The following is a 19,094-nucleotide window of genomic DNA, read 5'->3' on the forward strand; positions in this document are numbered from 1 at the left end:
TCGTCATCTGGTTCGGCATCGGCGAGCCGTCGAAGATCCTGGTCATCGCCATCGCCATGCTGGCGCCGGTGGCGCTGTCGACCGCCGCCGGCGTGCGCGGCGTCTCGCGCGAGCGCATCGACGCGGCGCGTTCGCTGGGCGCGACGCGCGGACAGGTTATCCGCCATGTCGTGCTGCCCAGCGCGCTGCCCTCGATCCTCACCGGCCTGCGCATCGCGCTCGGCGCCGGCTGGTCGACGCTGGTGGCGGCCGAGCTGGTGGCGGCGACGCGCGGGCTGGGCTTCATGATCCAGTCGGCGGCGCAGTTCCTGGTCACCGACGTGGTGGTGATGGGCATCCTGGTGATCGCGACGATCGCCTTCGCGCTGGAGTTCGTCATCCGCAGGATCGAGCGCGCGCTGGTGCCCTGGGCGGGGCGGGAATGACCGGAACGAGGAGAATGACGATGACCCATTCCACCGCGGTGCTTTTCGCCCATCTCGGCACCTGGCTGTTGCGCCTGCCGCCGAGCGACAAGCAGTTGGAAGACAGGCGACCGGAGGACGAACCGAAATCGCCGACGCCGGTGCTGCTTGCCGGCGAACGCGATCGCCTGCCGCCGCGTGACGAAAGCTTCTATTGGGCCTGGCAGTACTGGTCCCAGTGATTGATCCCGCGGCCCGACCTTTCCCCAAGAGCAACCAAGGAGAGTCCCATGAGCAACCCAGTCCTTGTCGACCAGATCATTCCCGCGTCCGATGTCGTTCCGCTGACCGCGCGCGTGGGAGCGGAAATCAGGGGCATCCGCCTCGGCGGAAGCCTGCCGGATGCCACCATCGCGTCGATCAACCAGCTTCTTTTGCAGCACAAGGTCGTCTTCTTCCGCGGCCAGGAGCATCTCGACGATTCGGAGCATGAACTGTTCGCGCGGCGGCTCGGCGATCTCGTTCCTCACCCCACGCAGGGACCGGTGGCGGGTACCGCTTCGATTCTCAACCTGGATTCGAGCCGCGGCGGCGGCCGCGCCGACCAATGGCACACGGACGTCACATTCGTGGATGCCTATCCAAAATTCTCCGTGCTTCGCGGCGTCGTCATTCCCGCGGCCGGTGGTGACACCATCTGGTCCAACACGCACGCCGCGTATGAAAGCCTGCCGGCGCCGCTGAAACTGTTGGCGGACAACCTCTGGGCCATTCACAGCAATGCCTACGACTACGCCGCCGTGCGTCCCCGCGCCACCGCCGAGGAAAGGAAGCACTTCGAAGAGGTCTTCACCTCGACCGTCTACGAAACCGAACACCCGGTCGTGCGCGTGCATCCGGAAACCGGCGAGCGCTCGCTGCTGTTGGGCAACTTCGTCCAGCGCTTCGTCGGCCTGTCGAAGAGCGACTCCGCAAAACTCTACGAGCTGTTCCAGACCTATGTGACCACGCCCGAAAATACCGTGCGGTGGCACTGGCAGGCCGGCGACGTCGCGATCTGGGACAATCGAGCCACCCAGCATTATGCGGTGAACGACTATGGCGACCAGCACCGGATCGTGCGCCGCGCCACCGTCGACGGCGATGTGCCGATCAGCGTCGACGGACGCCGCAGCGTGACCCACGTCAAGTCGGCCAAACCGACGGCGAAGGCCGCTTGAAGGCAGGCGGAGCAACACCCCCTTCCCCCCTTGTGGGGGAAGGTGGATCGGCGCGTAGCGCCGAGACGGATGAGGGGTGCTCCAGCGGAGTGAGACGTCGGCTTTCCCTGGAACACCCCTCATCCGTCGCCTTCGGCGACACCTTCTCCCACAAGGGGCTAGCGTGCGCACACATTTGCTTCGTGCTGTGGTCAAGCGTGAAGAGGCGCCGTCGGAAAATGGCTTGAAGCGGTTGAATTGTATGTGATTCTGTAGCCGCCATTGTTGATTCTGGAGGTTTCGACGATGGCTTCGTTGCTTGGCTACTTCGGCGACCTGCGCCTGCAAAAAAGGGGAGCATGGTTCTGGAGCGCATGTTTGCGCGTGTCAGCACGGGCATGCGCCGGCTGGCCGACACGCGCGCCGAGAAGGTCGCATTCACACGCCTGTTTCGCAATCGCCACGTGAGCACGCAAGAGAGCATCCGCACGGCGGCGGCGCGAACCGCCGAACTGGCCGCCGGCCGCCACGTGCTGATCATCGAGGACAGCAGCGAGATCAACTATGAAGCCAAGGCTTCGCGCAAGCGCGGCCTCGGTCGTGTCGGCAATGGCACGGATATCGGGCTGTTCGTGCATCCGGCGTTGGCCGTGGATGCCGTGGACGGCTCGGTCCTTGGCCTTGCAGGCGCCACGATCTGGCGGCGCGAGGCAGAGAAGGCGGATGACTACCAGGCGCTGCCGATCGAAGCCAAGGAAAGCCACAAGTGGATCGGCACCGCCAAGGCGGCATGCCAGGCGCTGACCGACGCGCCGCAGATGACGGTGATCGGCGACCGCGAGGCCGACATCTACGAAGTGTTTGCAAGGCTGCCCGACGAGCGCACCCATGTGCTCATCCGCGCTGTACGGGATCGGGCCTTGGGCACGCGGGGCGAGCGCCTGTTCGGCGCGATCGCCAAGACGCCGGAAGCCGGCCGCATTGCCTTCGAACTGCAGGCCCGACCCGGCCGGCCGGCCCGCACCGTCGAACTGGCCGTTCGCTTCACCGCGGTGAGCTTGCGCCAGCCCCGCCTTGGCGCCGACAGCCGCGATCCGCGCGAACTCACGCTCAACATGGTGGAAGTGCGTGAGATCGATCCACCTTCGGCCAAGGACGCAGTGATCTGGCGGCTGTTGACCACCCACAGCGTCGAAACGCTCGCCGATGCCTGCCGCATCGTCGACCTGTATCGCTCGCGTTGGAGCGTCGAACAGCTGTTTCGGACCGTGAAGTCGCAGGCCATCGATCTGGAGGAAAGTCTCATCGCCGACGGCGATGCACTCGAACGTCTGGCCGCCACCGCTCTGGTCGTCGCCACCAAGGTCATGCAACTCGTACACGGGCGTGGTTCGCCGGGCCAGCGCTTCCAGGCCGCACACCTCTTCGATCCCACCGAGATCACCGTCCTGGAAGTGCTCATCGCCAAGCTTGAAGGCAAGACCCAAAAGCAGAAGAACCCGCACCCCACGCACACGCTCGCCTGGGCCGCCTGGTGTATCGCCAGGCTCGGAGGCTGGAACGGCTACGAAAAGGAACGCCCGCCAGGGCCCATCACCTTCACCCACGGCCTCAGACGCTTCAACGCCATCACAGACGGCTTCGTTCTGGCCTCGCAAAAATGAGCCCGAAGCAAATGTGTGCGCACGCTAGCCCACAAGGGGAGAAGGGAAAGCCGCCCCTCACAACGCCTTCACCGACACCTTCACCGGCTTTTCGATCTCGAGCGGGTTGCGCAGCGGCAGGCCGAAATCCTTGGCCTCGATCTCGAACACGTCGCCGGCCTCTGTCCTGATGCCGTCGGCGAAGGACAGCGTCGCGGTGCCGAACATGTGCACATGCACGTCGCCGGGCTGGCGGAAGGCCGAGTACTTGAAATGATGGTGCTCGAGATTGGCGATGGTGTGCGACATGTTCGCCTCGCCCGACAGGAACGGCTTTTCCCAAAGCAGCTTGCCGCCGCGCCAGATGCGCGATGCGCCCCGGATGTCGGCCGGCAGGTCGCCGATCAGGATTTCCGGTCCGAACGAGGCATTGCGCAGCTTGGAATGGGCGAGGAACAGATAGTTCACCCGCTCGGTCACGTGGTCGGAAAACTCGTTCGATAGCGTGAAGCCGACGCGGAACGGCGCGCCGTCGTCGCCGATGACATAGATGCCGGCGATCTCGGGCTCCTCGCCGGCGTCTTGCGCGAAGGAGGGCGACATCAGCGCGGCGCCGGGCGCAATCGCCATGGTGCCGTTGCCCTTGTAGAACCATTCCGGCTGCACGCCGATCTCGCCCTTTGGCGGCTTGCCGCCTTCCAGCCCCATGCGGAACATCTTCATGGAATCGGTAAGCTGCTCTTCGCCGTCGCTGAGCTTCTTGTGCATGGAATCGCGCGTCGCGGCGGAACCGAGATGCGTCAGTCCGGTCCCGGTAAGGTGGAGATGCGCGGGATCGGGATGGTTGATCGGCGATACCAGGCGTCCCTTCTTGTAGGCGGCGTCGAGGTCGACCGTCTCGCCGTAGCCCTTGCGCTCGATCAGCGCTACGAGGCCGGTGCCGGTGCGCGCCGCCTCCATCGCCAGCGAATAGACGCTGCGCGCGCCGTTGATGACCCGGGTCTTGCCGCCGCTGCGGGCAACGACGCGGATCGTCTCGGCGTCGTCGAGGATCTGGGAAATCAGCATGATGAGCCCTCTCTCTTTTGTCTTGGCCCGGCTGCCGATGGGCAAACCCTGACCGGCGCGGCCCGGAACCGATCCGTGCCACGGTTGAAACTCTTCGTCCGGATTGCGCTCGCGAGTGTGGTCCTTCAGAGGACTTCTGACGCCGACGGGTTGCCGGCAGCTCCGCGATCTAGAACCCGTATGCCTCCTAAATCCTCGCTCCCGGCCTTAAGCCTTGTTCTTGTTGTAGACGTCGAAGATGACGGCGCCGAGCAGCACCAGGCCCTTGACCACCTGCTGCCAGTCGACATTGACGCCCATGATCGACATGCCGTTGTTCATCACGCCCATGATGAAGCCGCCGACCACGGCGCCGATCACCTGCCCGACGCCGCCCATCGCCGAGGCGCCGCCGATGAAGACGGCCGCGATCACGTCGAGCTCGCTGCCGAGGCCGGCGGCCGGCACGGCCTGGCCGAGGCGCGCCGCGATGATCAGGCCGCCGAGCGCCGACAGCACGCCCATGTTGATGAAGACCAGCAGCGTCAGCCTTTCGGTGTTGATGCCCGAAAGTTGTGCCGCCTTGGCATTGCCGCCCATCGCATAGATGCGGCGGCCGATGGTCATGCGCTTGGTGACGAAGACGAACAGCGAGATGAGCACGCCCATCACCAGCAGCACCACCGGCAGGCCCCTGTAGCTGGCGAACTGGACGACCAGGAACAGCGCCAATGCGCTGCCGACCAGCGTCTTGATGACGAACAGCGGGAAGGGCTCGGCCTCGTAGCCATGACGCTCACGCTTGCGGCGGGCCCTCAGCCCGAAATAGGCATAGGCCAGAACGGCGATGAGGCCGAGCACGATCGTCGTCATGTGCAGCGTAAGCCCGCTGCCGACGATGGTCTTGCCGGCGGCATTCACCGTCGGCGGGATCAGCGTCAGCGGCCCGATCACGTCCGGAATGAAGCCCGAGCTCAGCGCTTTGAAGCCGTCCGGAAGCGGTCCGACCGACGAGCCGCCGCCCAGCAGCGCCTGGCAGATGCCGCGGAAGATCAGCATGCCCGCCAGCGTCACGATGAAGCTCGGTATCCGGTGATAGGCGATCCAATAGCCTTGCGCCGCGCCTATGAGGGCGCCCACGATCAGGCACACGATCGAGACCACGAGCGGGTTGCTGAATATTCCGAGCGGCCAGATGACCATCATCATCGCCGCCAGCGCGCCGATGAAGCCCGCCACCGACCCGACGCTGAGGTCGATATGGCCGGAAACGATGACCAAAAGCATCCCCAGCGCCATCACGATGATGAACGAGTTCTGCTGCACCAGGTTGCTGAGGTTGACCGGTTTGAACAGCGTTCCCGAGGTCGTGTACTGGAAGAACAGCATGATGACGATCAGCGCGATGATCAGGCCGTATTCGCGCAGGTTCGTCGTCAGCGCCGAGACGGCGACGCGCGGACCCTGCTTGACGTCTTCGGCAGCGCCGGTCTGCGGTGCGGGAGCGCTTTCTGTGCTCATGATGCTTTTTTTCCTTCTCCGCGAACGATGGCTCGCATGATCTTTTCCTGGCTGGCGTCACTTGCCGCCATTTCGCCGACGATGCGCCCTTCGTTCATGACATAGATGCGGTCGGTGATGCCGAGCAATTCCGGCATTTCCGACGAGATGACGATGATCGCTTTGCCCTCGGCGGCGAGGCGGGCGATGATCGTATAGATTTCGTACTTGGCGCCGACGTCGATGCCGCGCGTCGGCTCGTCGAGGATCAGCAGCTCCGGGTCGGCGAACAGCCATTTCGACAGCACCACCTTCTGCTGGTTGCCGCCCGAGAGATTGCCGGTCAGTTGGTAGACGCTGGAGGCGCGGATGTTGGTCTTCTTGCGATAGTCGTTGGCCACGCTCATTTCGCGCATGTCGTCGATGACGCCGCGGCTCGAAACGCCGCCAAGGTTGGCGAGCGTCACATTGTGCTTGATATGATCGATGAGGTTGAGGCCGTAGGTCTTGCGGTCCTCGGTGACATAGGCGATGCCATTTGCCACCGCCTTGCTCACCGTCGAAAGATCGACGGGCTTGCCTCGGTGCAGGACCTCGCCGGTGATATGCCGGCCGTAGGAGCGCCCGAACAGGCTCATCGCGAATTCGGTTCGGCCGGCGCCCATCAATCCGGCGATGCCGACCACCTCGCCCTTGCGCACATTGAGGTTGACGTTCTTGATCACCTGCCGCTCGGCATGGATCGGGTGGAAGACCGACCAGTCCTTGACCTCGAAGACCACCTCACCGATGTTCGGCTCGCGCGGCGGGTAGCGGTCGTCGAGCGACCGACCGACCATCGAGGTGATGATGCGGTCTTCGCTGATGTCGTTCCTGGGCAGGGTCTCGATGGTGCGCCCGTCGCGGATCACCGTGACCTTGTCGGCGACGCGGTTCACCTCGTTGAGCTTGTGGGAGATCAGGATCGAGGTCATGCCCTGCCGCTTGAACTCGAGCAGGAGGTCGAGCAGCGCCTGGCTGTCCTTCTCGCTGAGCGAGGCGGTCGGCTCGTCGAGGATCAGGAGCTTCACTTCCTTGCTCAGCGCCTTGGCGATCTCGACCAGCTGCTGCTTGCCGACGCCGATATTGGTGATCAGGGTCTTGGGATCTTCCTTGAGGCCCACCTTTTTGAGCAGGGCGCCGGTTCGCTTCTCGTTGGCGTTCCAGTCGATGACGCCGTAGGTGGCGTGTTCGTTGCCGAGGAAGATGTTTTCCGCGATCGACAGCATCGGCACCAGGGCAAGCTCCTGGTGGATGATGACGATGCCGATATGCTCGCTGTCATGGATGCCCTTGAAGTGGCATTCCTGGCCGCGGAAAATGATTTCGCCCTCATAGGTTCCGGACGGATAGACGCCCGACAGCACCTTCATCAGCGTTGATTTGCCGGCGCCGTTCTCGCCGACGATGGCGTGGATTTCTCCTTCTTCGACGCTGAGGGTGACGTTCGACAGCGCCTTCACGCCGGGGAACGTCTTGGTGATGTCGCGCATCTCCAAAATCGTCGAGGCCATCAGGAATTCCACTCCCTGGCGCATGCCTTCCCTTTGGAAAGCATCATGCGCGAAATCAACATACTGCAGCCTTGTCCGCGCCGCGACGGCGCATGGCACTGCAGAAGCCGGCAAAAACAATACCGGGGTCGCTTCTGAACGAAAAGGGGCCCTGCGTCGCGCAGGACCCCTCGTTTTCCAAGCCGGATTACTTCAGCTCGTCGGCCTTGATGTAGCCGGAGTCGACGACCTGCGCCTGGTAGTTCGACTTGTCGACGTCATGCGGCGTCAACAGGATCGAGGGAACGACCTTGACGTCGTTGTTGTAGGTCTTGTCGTCGAGGCCGTCGGGCTTGCCGCCGGAGAGCACCTTGTCGACCAGCTGCACGGTGGCCTTGGCCAGCTCGCGGGTGTCCTTGAACACCGTCGAATACTGCTCGCCCGAGATGATCAGCTTGACCGAGGCGGTCTCTGCGTCCTGGCCGGTCACGATCGGCCAGGGCTGTGCGTCCGTGCCGTAACCGACGGCGCGCAGCGAGGCCGTGATGCCGCGCGACAGGCCGTCATAGGGCGACAGAACGCCATCGACGCGGCTGCCGTCCGAGTACTTGGCCGAGAGCAGGTTGTCCATGCGGGCCTGCGCGGTGGCGGCGAGCCAGCGCAGCGTGCCGACCTTGTCCATGCCCATCTGGCCGGACTTGATCTTGATCGAGCCGTCGTCGATCAGCGGCTGCAGGACGGACATCGCGCCGTTGTAGAAGAAGAAGGCGTTGTTGTCGTCGGGCGAGCCGCCGAACAGTTCGACGTTCCATGGCTTGGTGTTCGGGAAGCGCTCCTTGAGGCCCTTGACCAGGGAATTCGCCTGGATCACGCCGACGCCGAAATTGTCGAAGGTGGTGTAGTAGTCGACGTTCGGGGTCTTCTTGATCAGGCGGTCATAGGCGACGGTAACCACGCCGGCATCATTGGCCTTCTGCAGCGCATCGGCCATGGTGGTGCCGTCGATCGAGGCGATGATCAGCGCCTTCGGGCCCTTGGTGATTTCATTTTCCAGCTGGCTGAGCTGGTTCGGAATGTCGTCCTGCGCATACTGCAGGTCGACCGTGTAGCCGAGCGCTTCGAGCTGGGACTTGACGGCGTCGCCGTCGTTGATCCAGCGCTGCGAGGTCTTGGTCGGCATCAGCACGCCGACGAGACCCTTGTCGGCGGCGTGTGCCGAATAGGTCATGGCAGCGACGCCAAGGGCCGCGACGGCGGCCAGTGTCTTGATGATCTTCACATTACTCTCCCTGGTTGATGGACGCGACACCTCGGGGCTTCGCGGGCCGCGCAGCCGAGCAGGAGCGCGGTCGCGCCTCTGTCGGCTTTATCGATCTCCGGTATCCTCCCAATCGGCCCCGCGACGCAGTTTCAATCGATACGATTTTGCTCGTTGCCGACCGTTGCGCCTCGGAACGCGCGAAGGGTGGGTTCCTTTGACATAACTGTCAAATGCGATCTTTGGTGGTTGCTATACCGAAACCGGTATGGTTTAGCATGCGGCAGGAAGCTGGCGAAAAGGCTGGAAGATCCATGGCAGCGTTACGCGATCCTGATGCGATTTCAGTAACTTACGAGAAGATCCCGGGAGACGGTGAGCCGCTCCTGCGCAGCGGCCTGAGCCTGCGCCATATGCGCATGATCGCCGCCCTTGACGATCACGGACGGGTGAGCGCCGCCGCCCAGGTCATGAACATCTCCCAGCCGGCCGCCTCGCGCATGATCGCCGAGATGGAGGCGGTGCTCGCGGTCAAGTTGTGCGAGCGGCTGCCGCGCGGCGTGACGCTGACCCCTTACGGCCAAGCGCTCGCCCGGCGCGCCCGCTCGATCCTGCTCGAGATGCGCGAAGCGGACCGCGAGATTTTGGAGCTCAAGGCCGGCAAGGGCGGCTCGGTGTTCCTCGGCGCCGTGACCGCGCCGGCAATCGAACTGGCCGTGCCGGCGATTCGCGAGATTCGTCGCCTCTACCCGCGCATCGAGATCACCATGCAGGTCGAGACGTCGAACGTGCTCGCCCGCGAGTTGATCGCCTCCCGCCACGACTTCATCATCGCCCGCATTCCAGACGACCTCAATCCGCGGCTGTTCGAATCGCGCGTCATCGGCATCGAGAAGGCCTGCCTGATCGTGCGCAGGGGCCATCCGCTTGCCAGCGGCAAGATGGTCGGTCTCGAGGAGACGGCCGCCTATGACTGGGTGTTCCAGTCCGGCGGCTCGCCGCTGCGCCAGGCGATGGAAAGCAATTTCCTGAACCGCAACATCCCGCTTCCCGACCGCATCCTCAACACCTCCTCGCTGCTCTTGACGCTGGTGATGGTGGCGCAGTCCGATGCCATCGCCCCGGTTTCGGTCCAGGTGGCCAAGTTCATCCAGAGCGCCGACGGACTGGCCGGCGCAATCGACGTCGTCCAGACCGAGTTCGACATCGAAGTCAGGCCCTACAGCCTGATAACGGTCAAGAACCGCGTGCTCTCGCCGGCGGCCAAGATGCTGCACGACTTCATCCTGCGCGAAGTGGGATAGGGAACGAGAATGCTACCTGCGCGTTCAAACCGATCGGCAGCGCGCTGGAGCCTGTTCCGGGTGAGGGGTGAGTTGTCGATGCTCAACAGCTCGGGAGGTTTTGATGGAACGTCGGTTGTTTCTGACTGGAATGCTTGGCGTTGCGGGGGCAGCAGCACTTGCAAGCCTCGCCGGACCAAGCAAGGCAGTCGCCGGTATTCCGGGCGGCAACGGAATCCTAGATGAGCTCGACAAGCCGGATCCAACCGTCTTCGAGGACGGGGAGGATAAAGCCGAACTGGAGCAGGTTTACCATCGTTATTGGCATCATGGGTATTACGGCCGTCGTCGCCGCAGGCGGCGGCGCGTGTGGAGACGGGTTTGCCGCCGCTATTGGCGCCATGGCTATTGGCGTCGCCGCTGCTGGCGTGAACGCGTCTGGATCGGCATCTGGCTCTAGGGGGCCATAGCGGTTCAGCCTTTTGAAAGAGGCGCTGATCCGCTCCAAGCAGTTCCAGGCAATTCCGGACGGGAAATCGCTGTTTCCTGGAATTGTCTCACCAACTCAACAGCCGGCCATCGCAAGGTGGCCGGCTTCCGTTTCACCATAATCGCGCGATTGTTCTCCTGCGGCAGCCCAGTCCGTCATGCTTGCGGCGACATGCGCTTGTTTCACGCTTTCGATGAACGTGATGGCTCCTTTCGGAATGCGGTCGAAAAGCGCCTTGATTTTCCAGAAACCCTGCTGTTGAGAGAGAGCGGGCAGTGGGCGGACCTGGAAGTTCGATGTTTTCAAAGCTGCCTGTTGTTAACCATCTCGATGTTAGCCTTGGTCTCGCTGGATGAGCGAGGCCAACAAGATGTACGCCGATCCTCAGCGGATTGGGTGGAGATTGATAGCCAGGGCGATAGCTTTATTCGCCGCTTTGCTGACAACGCTGCCCGCGGATGCGGAGACGGTGCGCGGCAGTCCCGGCGGCCAGATCATAGTTTTCGCCTTGCACGTTGCCAAACTGCGAGCCGCCGACGAGCCGGTGGCCTTCGACGGCGCGTGCGACAGCGCCTGCACGCTCTATTTGTCCCTGCCTGCCGACCGGCTCTGCGTCACCCCGCGCGCCTCCTTCGGTTTCCACCTGCCCTATGGCGTAGGCGCTGAGCAGAACGCAGTCGCCGCCGATTACCTGATCTCGCAATATCCCGACTGGGTGCGGCAGTGGATCGGAGAGCACGGCGGCCTGTCGCGCACCATCGTGCGGATGGAAGCCGACGAGGCCGCAAAGCATCTCCCCCCATGCGGGACTCTGGCACAAGCCACGACAATCGCGTTCGCCTCCAGCCGCTGAAGGACACTCTGCTCTGATCGCGGCGGGTGCGCCGGCATTGTTGTGTGGCATGGAGCGGGTAGCGGGAATCGAACCCGCGCGTTCAGCTTGGGAAGCTGACAAGCTACCATTACATCATACCCGCGCAGCAGCCTCGTTACCATGACGGCGGGGCCTCAAGCAATCGGCAAAGCTGCATCCGCGGCCGCTCTGCTTGATGCCGCACGACCGAGTGCGTATTTCTGAAGTCGCGCTGCCGAATCGGGGCAGCTTGAACCCGGAGAACGGCCTTGTCCGCACTGACACGCTTCCTCGGCGATACGCTACTCAGGGTGCTCGTGAAGCTGCTGGTGGTTTCCTTCCTCGTCGGCCTCGTCATGCACGCCTTCGGCTGGTCGCCGATGGACGTCTTCTACGGCATCCGCCAGTTCTTCATCGATTTGTGGAATCTCGGCTTCCACGCCATCGACCGCTTCCTGGGCTATATCCTGCTCGGTGCCGCGATCGTCGTGCCGGTCTTCATCCTGCTCAGGATCGCCAGCTATCGAAAATAAAGCGTGATCCCGAACCGAAGGACCGCGAAGCGAAAAGTGGTTGCCGGTTTTTGTTTCGCTGACCCCGGCCCGGAAAAGATCATGCTCCAATTGATACTCAGGCGTAGCGGGCCGCGGCCTCGAACAGGATGGCGTGACGCGCGGCAAGGGCCGGCACATCGGTCGAATAGCCGCCGCCGATGACCCCGCACAGCGGAATGCCGCGGGCCTTGAAATGGGCGATCACCATCTCGTCCCGGGCACGCAGGCCTTGGTCGGAGAGCGCCAGCCGGCCAAGCCTGTCCTCGGCATGGACATCCACGCCGGCATTGTAGAAGACGATATCCCAGCGCCTTGCTTCCGATAGTTCCGGCAGGATGGCGCCGAGCCGATCGAGATAGGCGGCATCGCCGGTGCCGTCGGGCAAGGCGACATCGAGGTCGGAGGCGATCTTGCGCAGCGGATAGTTGCGCTCGCCATGCATGGAAAAGGTGAAGGCGCGGGGTTCATCCTTCAGGATGTCCGCCGTGCCGTCGCCCTGGTGCACGTCGAGATCGACGATCAGGATGTTTTCGACGGCGCGCTCCGCAAGCAGCGCCAGCGACGCGACGGCTACGTCGTTGAAAGTGCAGAAGCCGGCGCCTTGCATGCGCCGGGCGTGATGGCTGCCGCCGGCGGCGTTGCAGGCTATGCCGTGTCTCAGCGCCAGCCTTGCGGCCAGCACCGTGCCGGCGGTGGCAAGCTGTGCCCTGAGCGAAACGCGCTGCCCGACCGGAAAACCGATCTCGCGCTCGATCTTTTCCGGCACTTCGCAAGCCAGCACCTGGTCGACATAGTCTTCAGCATGCGCCAGCTTCAGCCATGCCGGCGGCGCCGGCTCCGGCGTCGAAAGCGCGTCCTGCACGGCCAGCCCACAGTTCCGCAAAGCTTCCATGAGCAGCGGATATTTGCTCATCGGAAACCGGTGGTTGACGGCAAAGCCGGCGTCGTAGTCGGGATGGTGGACGATCTGCAAGGGCATGATGAGGGCGGCCTGCGCCAGTCTTCCTGCGCCAGTCCGGGAATTCGGTTGACCGCCGCTGGATGGCGATTGCACGGCAGCCGCAAACTGGGGCACATCGGCCGTGCGATCAAGCCGCAACGAGCGAGGCAGCAGTCCTTGGACAAGGGCGCGACCCAGATCAACGCCAGATCCTTCATCGTCACCAACCGATCGGTGCTGGCGATTGCCGGGCCGATGACGCTCGCCTATCTGACGACGCCACTGCTCGGCATCGTCGATACCGCGGTGGTCGGGCAGTTCGGCGACGCGGCCCTTCTCGGCGGCTTGGCGGCGGGAGCGCTGGTCTTCGACGTCGTGTTCACCACCTTCAACTTCCTGCGCTCCGGCACCACCGGCCTTGTTGCACAGGCCTTCGGGCGCGGCGATCCGTTGGAGGAGCAGGCGGTGCTCTGGCGGGCCGTGCTGATCGCGGTCGTCGCCGGCGTCGTGCTTGCGGCACTTGCGCCGCTCTTTGCCGTGGCCGGCCAGTGGTTCATGGGCGCCGAGCCGCGCGTCAGTGCCGCGATGTCGGTCTATATCCGCATCAGGCTGCTCGCCGCGCCCTTCTCGCTCGTCAACTACGCCATACTGGGCTACGTGCTGGGGCGCGGCGAAGGCGGGCTGGGGTTGATGCTGCAGGCGGTGCTCAACGGCATCAACATCCTGCTTTGTTTCCTGCTCGGCCTGGAGCTCGGCTGGGGCGTCGCCGGTGTTGCCTGGGCGACCGTCACCGGCGAGTTCCTGGCGATGCTGCTCGGCCTTGCCATCGTGCTTGCGCGGTTCCGCAAGCTGGAGCGGCCGTCGCGCCGGCGCATCCTCGACCTGCCGGCCTACAGGCGCATGCTGTCGCTCAACCGCGACATCATGATCCGCTCCTTCTCGCTGCTCGCCGCCTTCGCGTTGTTCACCAGGCAGGGCGCGCAGTTCGGCACGGTGACGCTCGCCGCCAACGCCGTGCTGATGAACTTCTTCCTCGTCGCCGGCTATTTCCTCGACGGTTTTGCCACCGCCGCGGAGCAGCTTGCCGGCCGCGCCATCGGCGCGCATGCGGCGACGCCCTTCCGTCAGGCCGTGCGGCTGACCTTGATCTGGGGTTTCGGTCTCGCTGGCGCCGCCAGCCTTGTTCTGCTGACCGCCGGTGCCAGCCTGGTGGCGCTGGTGACCACGGCGCCGGAGGTCCGCGCGGTCGCCGACACCTATCTGCCCTGGGCCGCCTTCACGGCGCTGAGCGGCGTGCTGGCGTTCCAGATGGACGGCGTCTTCATCGGCGCCACCTGGTCGCGCGACATGCGCAACATGATGCTCGTGTCGTTCCTCGCCTTCAGCGCCGCGCTCATCACGCTGGCGCCGGCCTTCGGCAACAGCGGCCTGTGGGCGGCACTGCATGTCTTCCTGCTGGTGCGTGGGTTGAGCCTGCTCGCGGTGCTGCGGCTCAGGGTGCGCACGGCATTTTAGCCGTTTCTGTAGAAAGGGGAGCTAGATTGTTCTATATTGCTAGAGTTGCGGGTGTCTAGCATATAGGGGGAAACAATGAGCGGGGAGCTTCAGCAAGTAGAGCCTATGATCATAAAAGGGTCACGCACGAAAGGATTTTTATGCCTCGTCCCAAGCGCAGCCTTTGTTTGGCTAGGAGCTTATTTGATCCGGGATTATATGAATAAACCAATATTCGCGGCGCTCAAAATGATTGTGGCGGGTTCGCTTGGCATATCCTTCTTTGGGCTGTGCTCACTGATTTTCGCCTGGTTGATCATCCGGCCGCACTTTTTAATCTTGGATGGCGGCGGGTTCACGGTTGGCGGCGGTCTTATTCGGACGCCATTCAAAATTGCCTGGCAGGATGTTCAGGGTTTCCATATCCGCAGGCAGAGACGATCTAAGGCGGTCGGGTTTCGCTTCGAACCTAGCGCCAAGCCCCGATCTGATGGGAGACCCAGAATTGAGGGTGGTCTCCCCCGGGGCTGGCGTCTATCAACGGAAAAGATGGTCGAGACCCTGAATTCCTACCGGCTGCAGGCGTTGCATGGTGAGCTGAGTCAGTCCTCGACCAGCTGAGTGAGTTCGCTTTGGAGATGCCGCTCGGAGCGGCTTCCTAAAGTGATCTAGCGGCCCAGGCGTCAACTCTGCTGTCGCGTAGCTCACGCAGCGAAGTCAGTCTTTCCCTTTCCACAAACCGCGCCATGCCGGCAACGATGCGGCCAGGCAGCGCCGGGCCGGCATAGATCATGCCGGTGTAGAGCTGGACCAGGTCGGCGCCGGCGCGGGTCTTCTCCAGTGCGGTTTCGGCCGAGTCGACGCCGCCGACGCCTATGATGGCCATCTCCGGGCCGAGCAGCTTGCGCATCCGGGCGAGCACCGCGGTCGAGCGCTCGAACAGCGGTTTGCCCGACAGCCCCCCGGTTTCGCCTGCAAGACTTGCGCTGCGCAATCCAGCCCGCGAGAGCGTCGTGTTGGAGACGATGACCCCGTCGATCTCTTTCTCGATGACCTCGGCGGCGACGTCCTCCAGCTCCGCCTCGGCGAGGTCCGGCGCGATCTTGAGGAAGATGGGCGGGTGCGCCGCCGCTTTCGCCCGTGCCGCCATCACTCGCGACAGGAGCTCGCCGAGCTGCTCGCGCGCCTGCATGTTGCGCAGGCCCGGCGTGTTGGGCGAGGAGATATTGACGGTGAGGTAGCTGGCGTAGGGCGCGAAGCGGGCCACCCCGCGCTCATAGTCGCCGATGCGGTCGGCGCTGTCTTTGTTCGCGCCGATGTTGACGCCGACGATACCCTCGCGCCCCTTGCGCGCCGCAAGGCGCTTTTCGGCGGCAGCGTGGCCTTCATTGTTGAAGCCCAGCCGGTTGATCACCGCTTCGTCCGCGGTCAGCCGGAAGATGCGTGGCTTCGGGTTGCCTCGCTGCGGCAGCGGCGTGATCGTGCCGACCTCGGCGAAGCCGAAGCCGAGCTTGAGCAGCGCGTCCGGCACCTCGGCATTCTTGTCGTAGCCGGCCGCCATGCCGAGCGGGTTCGGGAAATCGAGCCCGCAAAGGCTGACCATGAGCCGCGCGTCTCGCATGGGAGGTGAGGCAACCGGCAGGCCGCATCTCAGTACCGCAATCGACATGCCATGCGCGGTTTCCGGATCGAATGAGAAAAGCAGTTTCTGGCCGATCCGGTCGAGCAGGCTCATTCGCCCTCCAGCGCTGAAAATTGATGCGAGCCATCCGCGCCGAGCGGCAGCGGCTTAACCCAGAGAACGGCATCGAGGTCGAGCGGAGCGTAAAGGTGCGGGAACAGCGCGCCTCCGCGCGACACCTCGTATTTCAAGGCCGTGCCCAGCTTTGCTTCGTCGATCGCGATCAAAAGCAGATCCGCCTGGCCGGCGAAATGCTTGGCGGCGGTCTCGCGCACCTGCGCCGCGGTCGAGAAATGGATGAAGCCGTCGGCAATGTCGATCGGCGCTCCAGTGAAGCGGCCGTTCCGCTCCGCTTCGCGCCACATGGCTTCAGGAGCGATCTTGTAGATAATCTGAGACATTGTCGCGCTATAGTCCGAACGAACCATGGGGGAAAGGGTACTTCCGAACTCTTCCCCATTTCAGGCGCAAACCTGTCATATTCTTGGCTCAACGGCTCATGGAGGATAAACAACATGCGTCTGCAGCATATCGTGATTTCGGCGGCGCTTTGCTCGCTGGTTGCGGCGTCGGCCTATTCCGAGGAGACCGACCGTTACCGGCTGGAAAAGTCGGCCAACGGCTATGTCCGCATGGACACCCAGACCGGCGCCATGTCGATCTGCGAGGAGCGCTCCGGCCAGCTCGTCTGCAAGATGGCGGCCGACGAGCGCGCCGCCTTCCAGGACGAGATCGACCGGCTGCAAGGTTCGGTGAAGGCGCTCGACGAGCGCGTCGCCAAGCTCGAGAATTCGCTCTCCGCCCAGCTTGAATCCAAGCTGCCCAGCGAGGAGGATTTCAACAAGACGATGAGCTACATGGAGCGCTTCTTCCGCAGCTTCATGGACATCGTCAAGGACATGGACAAGGAGAACGGCGACGGTGGCGCCAAACCCGCTCCGCAAAAGACCTGAAATGCCCTGAGCAATTCCAGGAAAAGTGGGTAGCGGTTTTCCGTCCGGAATTGCGACAAGACAAAGAGAGCAATTCCAGGAAAAGTGCGTAGTGGTTTTCCGTCCGGAATTGCGACGACAAAGAGAGCAATTCCAGGAAAGTGCGTAGCGGTTTTCCGCCCGGAATTGCGCAAAAATCAGAGCGGTTCTGTGTTTCCGTGAAAAAGACCGCTCTGGGGAAAAATCTCCGCGCGGCCTTTGCCGCTTGAAAATGCGCCGCGCCGCCGCATAATCGTTCCGATCCCGCAAAAAGCATTATAATCAGCGATGGGATCCGGGGAGGAATATTTGCCGTCGGGCTACACTTTCGTCATTGCCGACGATCATCCGCTGTTTCGCGGCGCGCTGAAGGAGGCGCTTGCCGGCCTTGGCGACGTCGCCGCCATCCATGAGGCCGGCGATTTCGAAAGCGCCAAGGCGCTCGTCCTTGCCAATGAAGACATCGACATGGTGCTGCTCGACCTGTCGATGCCGGGCGCCAGCGGCTTGTCGGGTCTCATCTCGCTGCGCGGCATCCATCAGTCGGTGCCGCTGGTGGTGGTGTCGGCGCACGACGATCCCGTCACAATCCGCCGCGCGCTCGATCTGGGCGCTTCCGGCTTCATCTCCAAATCGGCCAGTATGGAGGAGATACGCAACGCGGTGCAGGCTGTGCTTGCCGGCGACATCGCCGCGCCCGCCGGGGTCGAGCTCGGTGTCGAGCGCGATCCGGAAATCTCCGACCTGATCAAGCGGCTGCAGGCGCTGACGCCGCAGCAGACGCGGGTGCTCGGCATGCTGGCGGAAGGCCTGCTCAACAAGCAGATCGCCTATGAACTCGGCGTCTCCGAAGCCACCATCAAGGCGCATGTCTCCGCCATCCTGCAGAAGCTCGGCGTCGACAGCCGCACCCAGGCGGTCATCCAACTCTCCAAGATCGGCGGCGACCCGCTGCAGCCGGTGGGCTGAGGCCGGACTTCGGCATCAGGATTGCTCCTCCGTTGCCGGGCTTGTTGACCAGGTCGTTGATCTCTCGGGTCCGCCGGATTCCGCATCGAAACCTGCACCCGAAAAGTTGCGCGCTCTTCCGATCGCGACGCCGAGGCCGAGCGACGCGATCGCCACCAGCGGGATGCCGGCGATCCAGGGCAGCCGCGGCGCGAGCGCATAGAGCGCGGTGCCGATCGAAGGTCCGAGCGAGTCCTTGAGGTCGACCGCCACCGACGAAGCCGCCATGTAGGAGGCGCGCCGTGCTGCGGGTGCGAGTGCATTGACGGCAGTCGGCACGAGCGGCCCGACCAGCATCTGCGCCACCGAGCAGAGGCTCACCGCGGCAATCAGCGACAGCATCGCCGGCGACGCCGCGAGCAGGACAAAGGCGGCAATGGTCGAGAGGCCCGCGCCCACCGTCAGCCAGAGCGCGGATCGCGCCTCGGCAAAGCCGCTCACCAGCATCTGCAGGCCGACCGTCAGTGCCGCCGCATAGGCAAACAGCGTGCCGACGCCGGACGGGCTGAGCGTGTCGGCATCCTGCGCATAGAGCGGGATCACGGCCTCGATCCAGTTGCCGGAAATCTCGAACAGCACGACCCAGAGGAGCAGCTTCGCCAGGCGGCCGTCGCGGAAGGCCGGCAGCAGCGCCGACAGGCCCTCTTCTTCTTCCTCGTCGTCCTGATCGCCGGCTGCGTGAGCTCCGCTGCCGATCGTCTCCGCGAGCGCTATCAGCATCACGGTGCCGCCCAGGATGAGCATGCCGCCACCGGCGAGGAACACGGTGCTGAGCGATATGAGCGCGAGCAGGGCGCCGCAGGCCGGTCCGAGGATCTGCCCGGCGCTCGAGCTCACACGCGCCATGCTGAACCAGCGCGGGTGCGCGGAAGGCTCGGTCACATCGGCGATCGCGGTGAGAATCGTCGGATGGAGCACCGACTCGCATATGCCGGTCAGGATGAGCACAACGGCAGTGGCGACAACACCATGGACGAAAAATAGGGCGATGAAGCCGCATCCGACGCCGAGCGATGAGAGAATCAGCACCGGACGGCGGCCGACCCGATCGGCAATCCCGCCGATGAGCGGCGCCGCAATCAGCTCTCCGCCCGCATAGCAACCGAACAGCAGGCCGATCGCGCCGACTGGAATGCCGGCCTCTCTGCTGGCCCAGAGCGGAAAGAACGGCACCAGCGCGCCGTCGGCGAAACCGGCGCAGAAGAAGAGGAACAGGCCGAGCAGCGCCGGGCGCGGC

At 63.8% G+C, this 19,094-nt stretch carries 21 protein-coding genes and 1 tRNA gene; 12 read left to right on the forward strand and 10 right to left on the reverse strand.

The window, feature by feature from the left end; genetic code table 11:
- The 4 genes from EOA29_RS05595 to EOA29_RS05610 all read left to right on the forward strand — a co-directional run.
- Positions 1 to 425 (forward strand): ABC transporter permease subunit (locus tag EOA29_RS05595; protein ID WP_127220411.1); only part of this gene is annotated, 425 nt, incomplete at its 5' end.
- A gap of 20 nt (positions 426 to 445) precedes the next feature.
- Positions 446 to 646 carry a hypothetical protein gene (locus EOA29_RS05600; RefSeq protein WP_126091067.1) on the forward strand — a complete coding sequence of 67 codons (201 nt, stop codon included), beginning with the start codon at positions 446 to 448 and terminating at the stop codon, positions 644 to 646.
- 48 nt (positions 647 to 694) lie between these two features.
- Positions 695 to 1,624, forward strand: a complete 930-nt coding sequence (locus tag EOA29_RS05605; RefSeq protein WP_126091068.1) for a TauD/TfdA family dioxygenase — start codon at positions 695 to 697, stop codon at positions 1,622 to 1,624.
- Between the two features lie 353 nt (positions 1,625 to 1,977).
- Complete coding sequence (locus EOA29_RS05610) at positions 1,978 to 3,267, forward strand: IS4 family transposase (protein WP_189478829.1); 1,290 nt, start codon at positions 1,978 to 1,980, stop codon at positions 3,265 to 3,267.
- Between the two features lie 57 nt (positions 3,268 to 3,324).
- On the opposite strand, the gene araD1 is transcribed toward EOA29_RS05610, so the two are convergent.
- The 4 genes from araD1 to chvE form a co-directional block, all read right to left on the reverse strand.
- A complete protein-coding gene (gene araD1 / locus EOA29_RS05615) occupies positions 3,325 to 4,314 on the reverse strand; it encodes an AraD1 family protein (RefSeq protein ID WP_126090275.1) in 990 nt (329 codons plus the stop codon).
- Between the two features lie 207 nt (positions 4,315 to 4,521).
- Positions 4,522 to 5,814, reverse strand: a complete 1,293-nt coding sequence (gene mmsB / locus EOA29_RS05620; protein WP_126090274.1) for a multiple monosaccharide ABC transporter permease — start codon at positions 5,812 to 5,814, stop codon at positions 4,522 to 4,524.
- Entirely contained in the window at positions 5,811 to 7,346 is a 1,536-nt protein-coding gene (gene mmsA, locus EOA29_RS05625) for a multiple monosaccharide ABC transporter ATP-binding protein (protein WP_126090273.1), read from the reverse strand. Before mmsA ends, mmsB begins: the two co-directional genes overlap by 4 nt.
- A 187-nt stretch (positions 7,347 to 7,533) precedes the next feature.
- The gene (gene chvE, locus EOA29_RS05630; RefSeq protein ID WP_127220415.1) at positions 7,534 to 8,604 is read right to left on the reverse strand and encodes a multiple monosaccharide ABC transporter substrate-binding protein; all 1,071 of its coding nucleotides are present in this window, start codon (positions 8,602 to 8,604) and stop codon (positions 7,534 to 7,536) included.
- A gap of 293 nt (positions 8,605 to 8,897) precedes the next feature.
- Between chvE and EOA29_RS05635 the strand changes: the two genes are divergently transcribed.
- Together EOA29_RS05635 and EOA29_RS05640 are read left to right on the forward strand one after the other, a co-directional pair.
- Complete coding sequence (locus EOA29_RS05635; protein ID WP_126090271.1) at positions 8,898 to 9,887, forward strand: LysR family transcriptional regulator; 990 nt, start codon at positions 8,898 to 8,900, stop codon at positions 9,885 to 9,887.
- Between the two features lie 103 nt (positions 9,888 to 9,990).
- The gene (locus tag EOA29_RS05640) at positions 9,991 to 10,326 is read left to right on the forward strand and encodes a protamine-2 (modular protein) (protein WP_126090270.1); all 336 of its coding nucleotides are present in this window, start codon (positions 9,991 to 9,993) and stop codon (positions 10,324 to 10,326) included.
- Positions 10,327 to 10,431: 105 nt separating this feature from the next.
- Here the strand turns inward: EOA29_RS05640 and EOA29_RS05645 are convergent, their stop codons facing one another.
- Complete coding sequence (locus tag EOA29_RS05645) at positions 10,432 to 10,662, reverse strand: hypothetical protein (protein ID WP_126090269.1); 231 nt, start codon at positions 10,660 to 10,662, stop codon at positions 10,432 to 10,434.
- Between the two features lie 46 nt (positions 10,663 to 10,708).
- Between EOA29_RS05645 and EOA29_RS05650 the strand changes: the two genes are divergently transcribed.
- Positions 10,709 to 11,209, forward strand: a complete 501-nt coding sequence (locus tag EOA29_RS05650) for a hypothetical protein (protein WP_126090268.1) — start codon at positions 10,709 to 10,711, stop codon at positions 11,207 to 11,209.
- Between the two features lie 50 nt (positions 11,210 to 11,259).
- Here EOA29_RS05650 and EOA29_RS05655 read toward each other — a convergent pair.
- Positions 11,260 to 11,333: transfer RNA gene (locus EOA29_RS05655), tRNA-Gly, on the reverse strand.
- Between the two features lie 145 nt (positions 11,334 to 11,478).
- Between EOA29_RS05655 and EOA29_RS05660 the strand changes: the two genes are divergently transcribed.
- Positions 11,479 to 11,742 carry a DUF6460 domain-containing protein gene (locus tag EOA29_RS05660; RefSeq protein WP_126090267.1) on the forward strand — a complete coding sequence of 88 codons (264 nt, stop codon included), beginning with the start codon at positions 11,479 to 11,481 and terminating at the stop codon, positions 11,740 to 11,742.
- A 97-nt stretch (positions 11,743 to 11,839) separates the two neighbouring features.
- Here the strand turns inward: EOA29_RS05660 and EOA29_RS05665 are convergent, their stop codons facing one another.
- Positions 11,840 to 12,742: a histone deacetylase gene (locus EOA29_RS05665; RefSeq protein ID WP_126090266.1), complete on the reverse strand. Its 903-nt coding sequence runs from the start codon at positions 12,740 to 12,742 to the stop codon at positions 11,840 to 11,842.
- A 138-nt stretch (positions 12,743 to 12,880) separates the two neighbouring features.
- Between EOA29_RS05665 and EOA29_RS05670 the strand changes: the two genes are divergently transcribed.
- Positions 12,881 to 14,218: an MATE family efflux transporter gene (locus EOA29_RS05670; protein ID WP_189350382.1), complete on the forward strand. Its 1,338-nt coding sequence runs from the start codon at positions 12,881 to 12,883 to the stop codon at positions 14,216 to 14,218.
- Positions 14,219 to 14,293: 75 nt separating this feature from the next.
- Entirely contained in the window at positions 14,294 to 14,818 is a 525-nt protein-coding gene (locus tag EOA29_RS05675; protein WP_126090265.1) for an STM3941 family protein, read from the forward strand.
- A 37-nt stretch (positions 14,819 to 14,855) separates the two neighbouring features.
- Here EOA29_RS05675 and EOA29_RS05680 read toward each other — a convergent pair whose 3' ends face one another.
- Both EOA29_RS05680 and EOA29_RS05685 read right to left on the reverse strand, forming a co-directional pair.
- The gene (locus EOA29_RS05680; RefSeq protein ID WP_126090264.1) at positions 14,856 to 15,932 is read right to left on the reverse strand and encodes a quinone-dependent dihydroorotate dehydrogenase; all 1,077 of its coding nucleotides are present in this window, start codon (positions 15,930 to 15,932) and stop codon (positions 14,856 to 14,858) included.
- A complete protein-coding gene (locus tag EOA29_RS05685) occupies positions 15,929 to 16,279 on the reverse strand; it encodes a DUF952 domain-containing protein (protein ID WP_189350380.1) in 351 nt (116 codons plus the stop codon). The genes EOA29_RS05680 and EOA29_RS05685 overlap by 4 nt, the downstream gene beginning before the upstream one ends.
- A 114-nt stretch (positions 16,280 to 16,393) precedes the next feature.
- Between EOA29_RS05685 and EOA29_RS05690 the strand changes: the two genes are divergently transcribed.
- Both EOA29_RS05690 and EOA29_RS05695 read left to right on the forward strand, forming a co-directional pair.
- Positions 16,394 to 16,831: a hypothetical protein gene (locus EOA29_RS05690; RefSeq protein ID WP_126090262.1), complete on the forward strand. Its 438-nt coding sequence runs from the start codon at positions 16,394 to 16,396 to the stop codon at positions 16,829 to 16,831.
- A gap of 327 nt (positions 16,832 to 17,158) precedes the next feature.
- Complete coding sequence (locus tag EOA29_RS05695; RefSeq protein ID WP_126090261.1) at positions 17,159 to 17,818, forward strand: response regulator transcription factor; 660 nt, start codon at positions 17,159 to 17,161, stop codon at positions 17,816 to 17,818.
- 15 nt (positions 17,819 to 17,833) lie between these two features.
- On the opposite strand, the gene EOA29_RS05700 is transcribed toward EOA29_RS05695, so the two are convergent.
- A partial coding sequence (locus tag EOA29_RS05700) for an MFS transporter (RefSeq protein ID WP_245468417.1) occupies positions 17,834 to 19,094 on the reverse strand: 1,261 nt, incomplete at its 5' end.

Origin of the sequence: Mesorhizobium sp. M1E.F.Ca.ET.063.01.1.1 (genome assembly GCF_003998155.1) — a bacterium.
Lineage (GTDB): Bacteria > Pseudomonadota > Alphaproteobacteria > Rhizobiales > Rhizobiaceae > Mesorhizobium.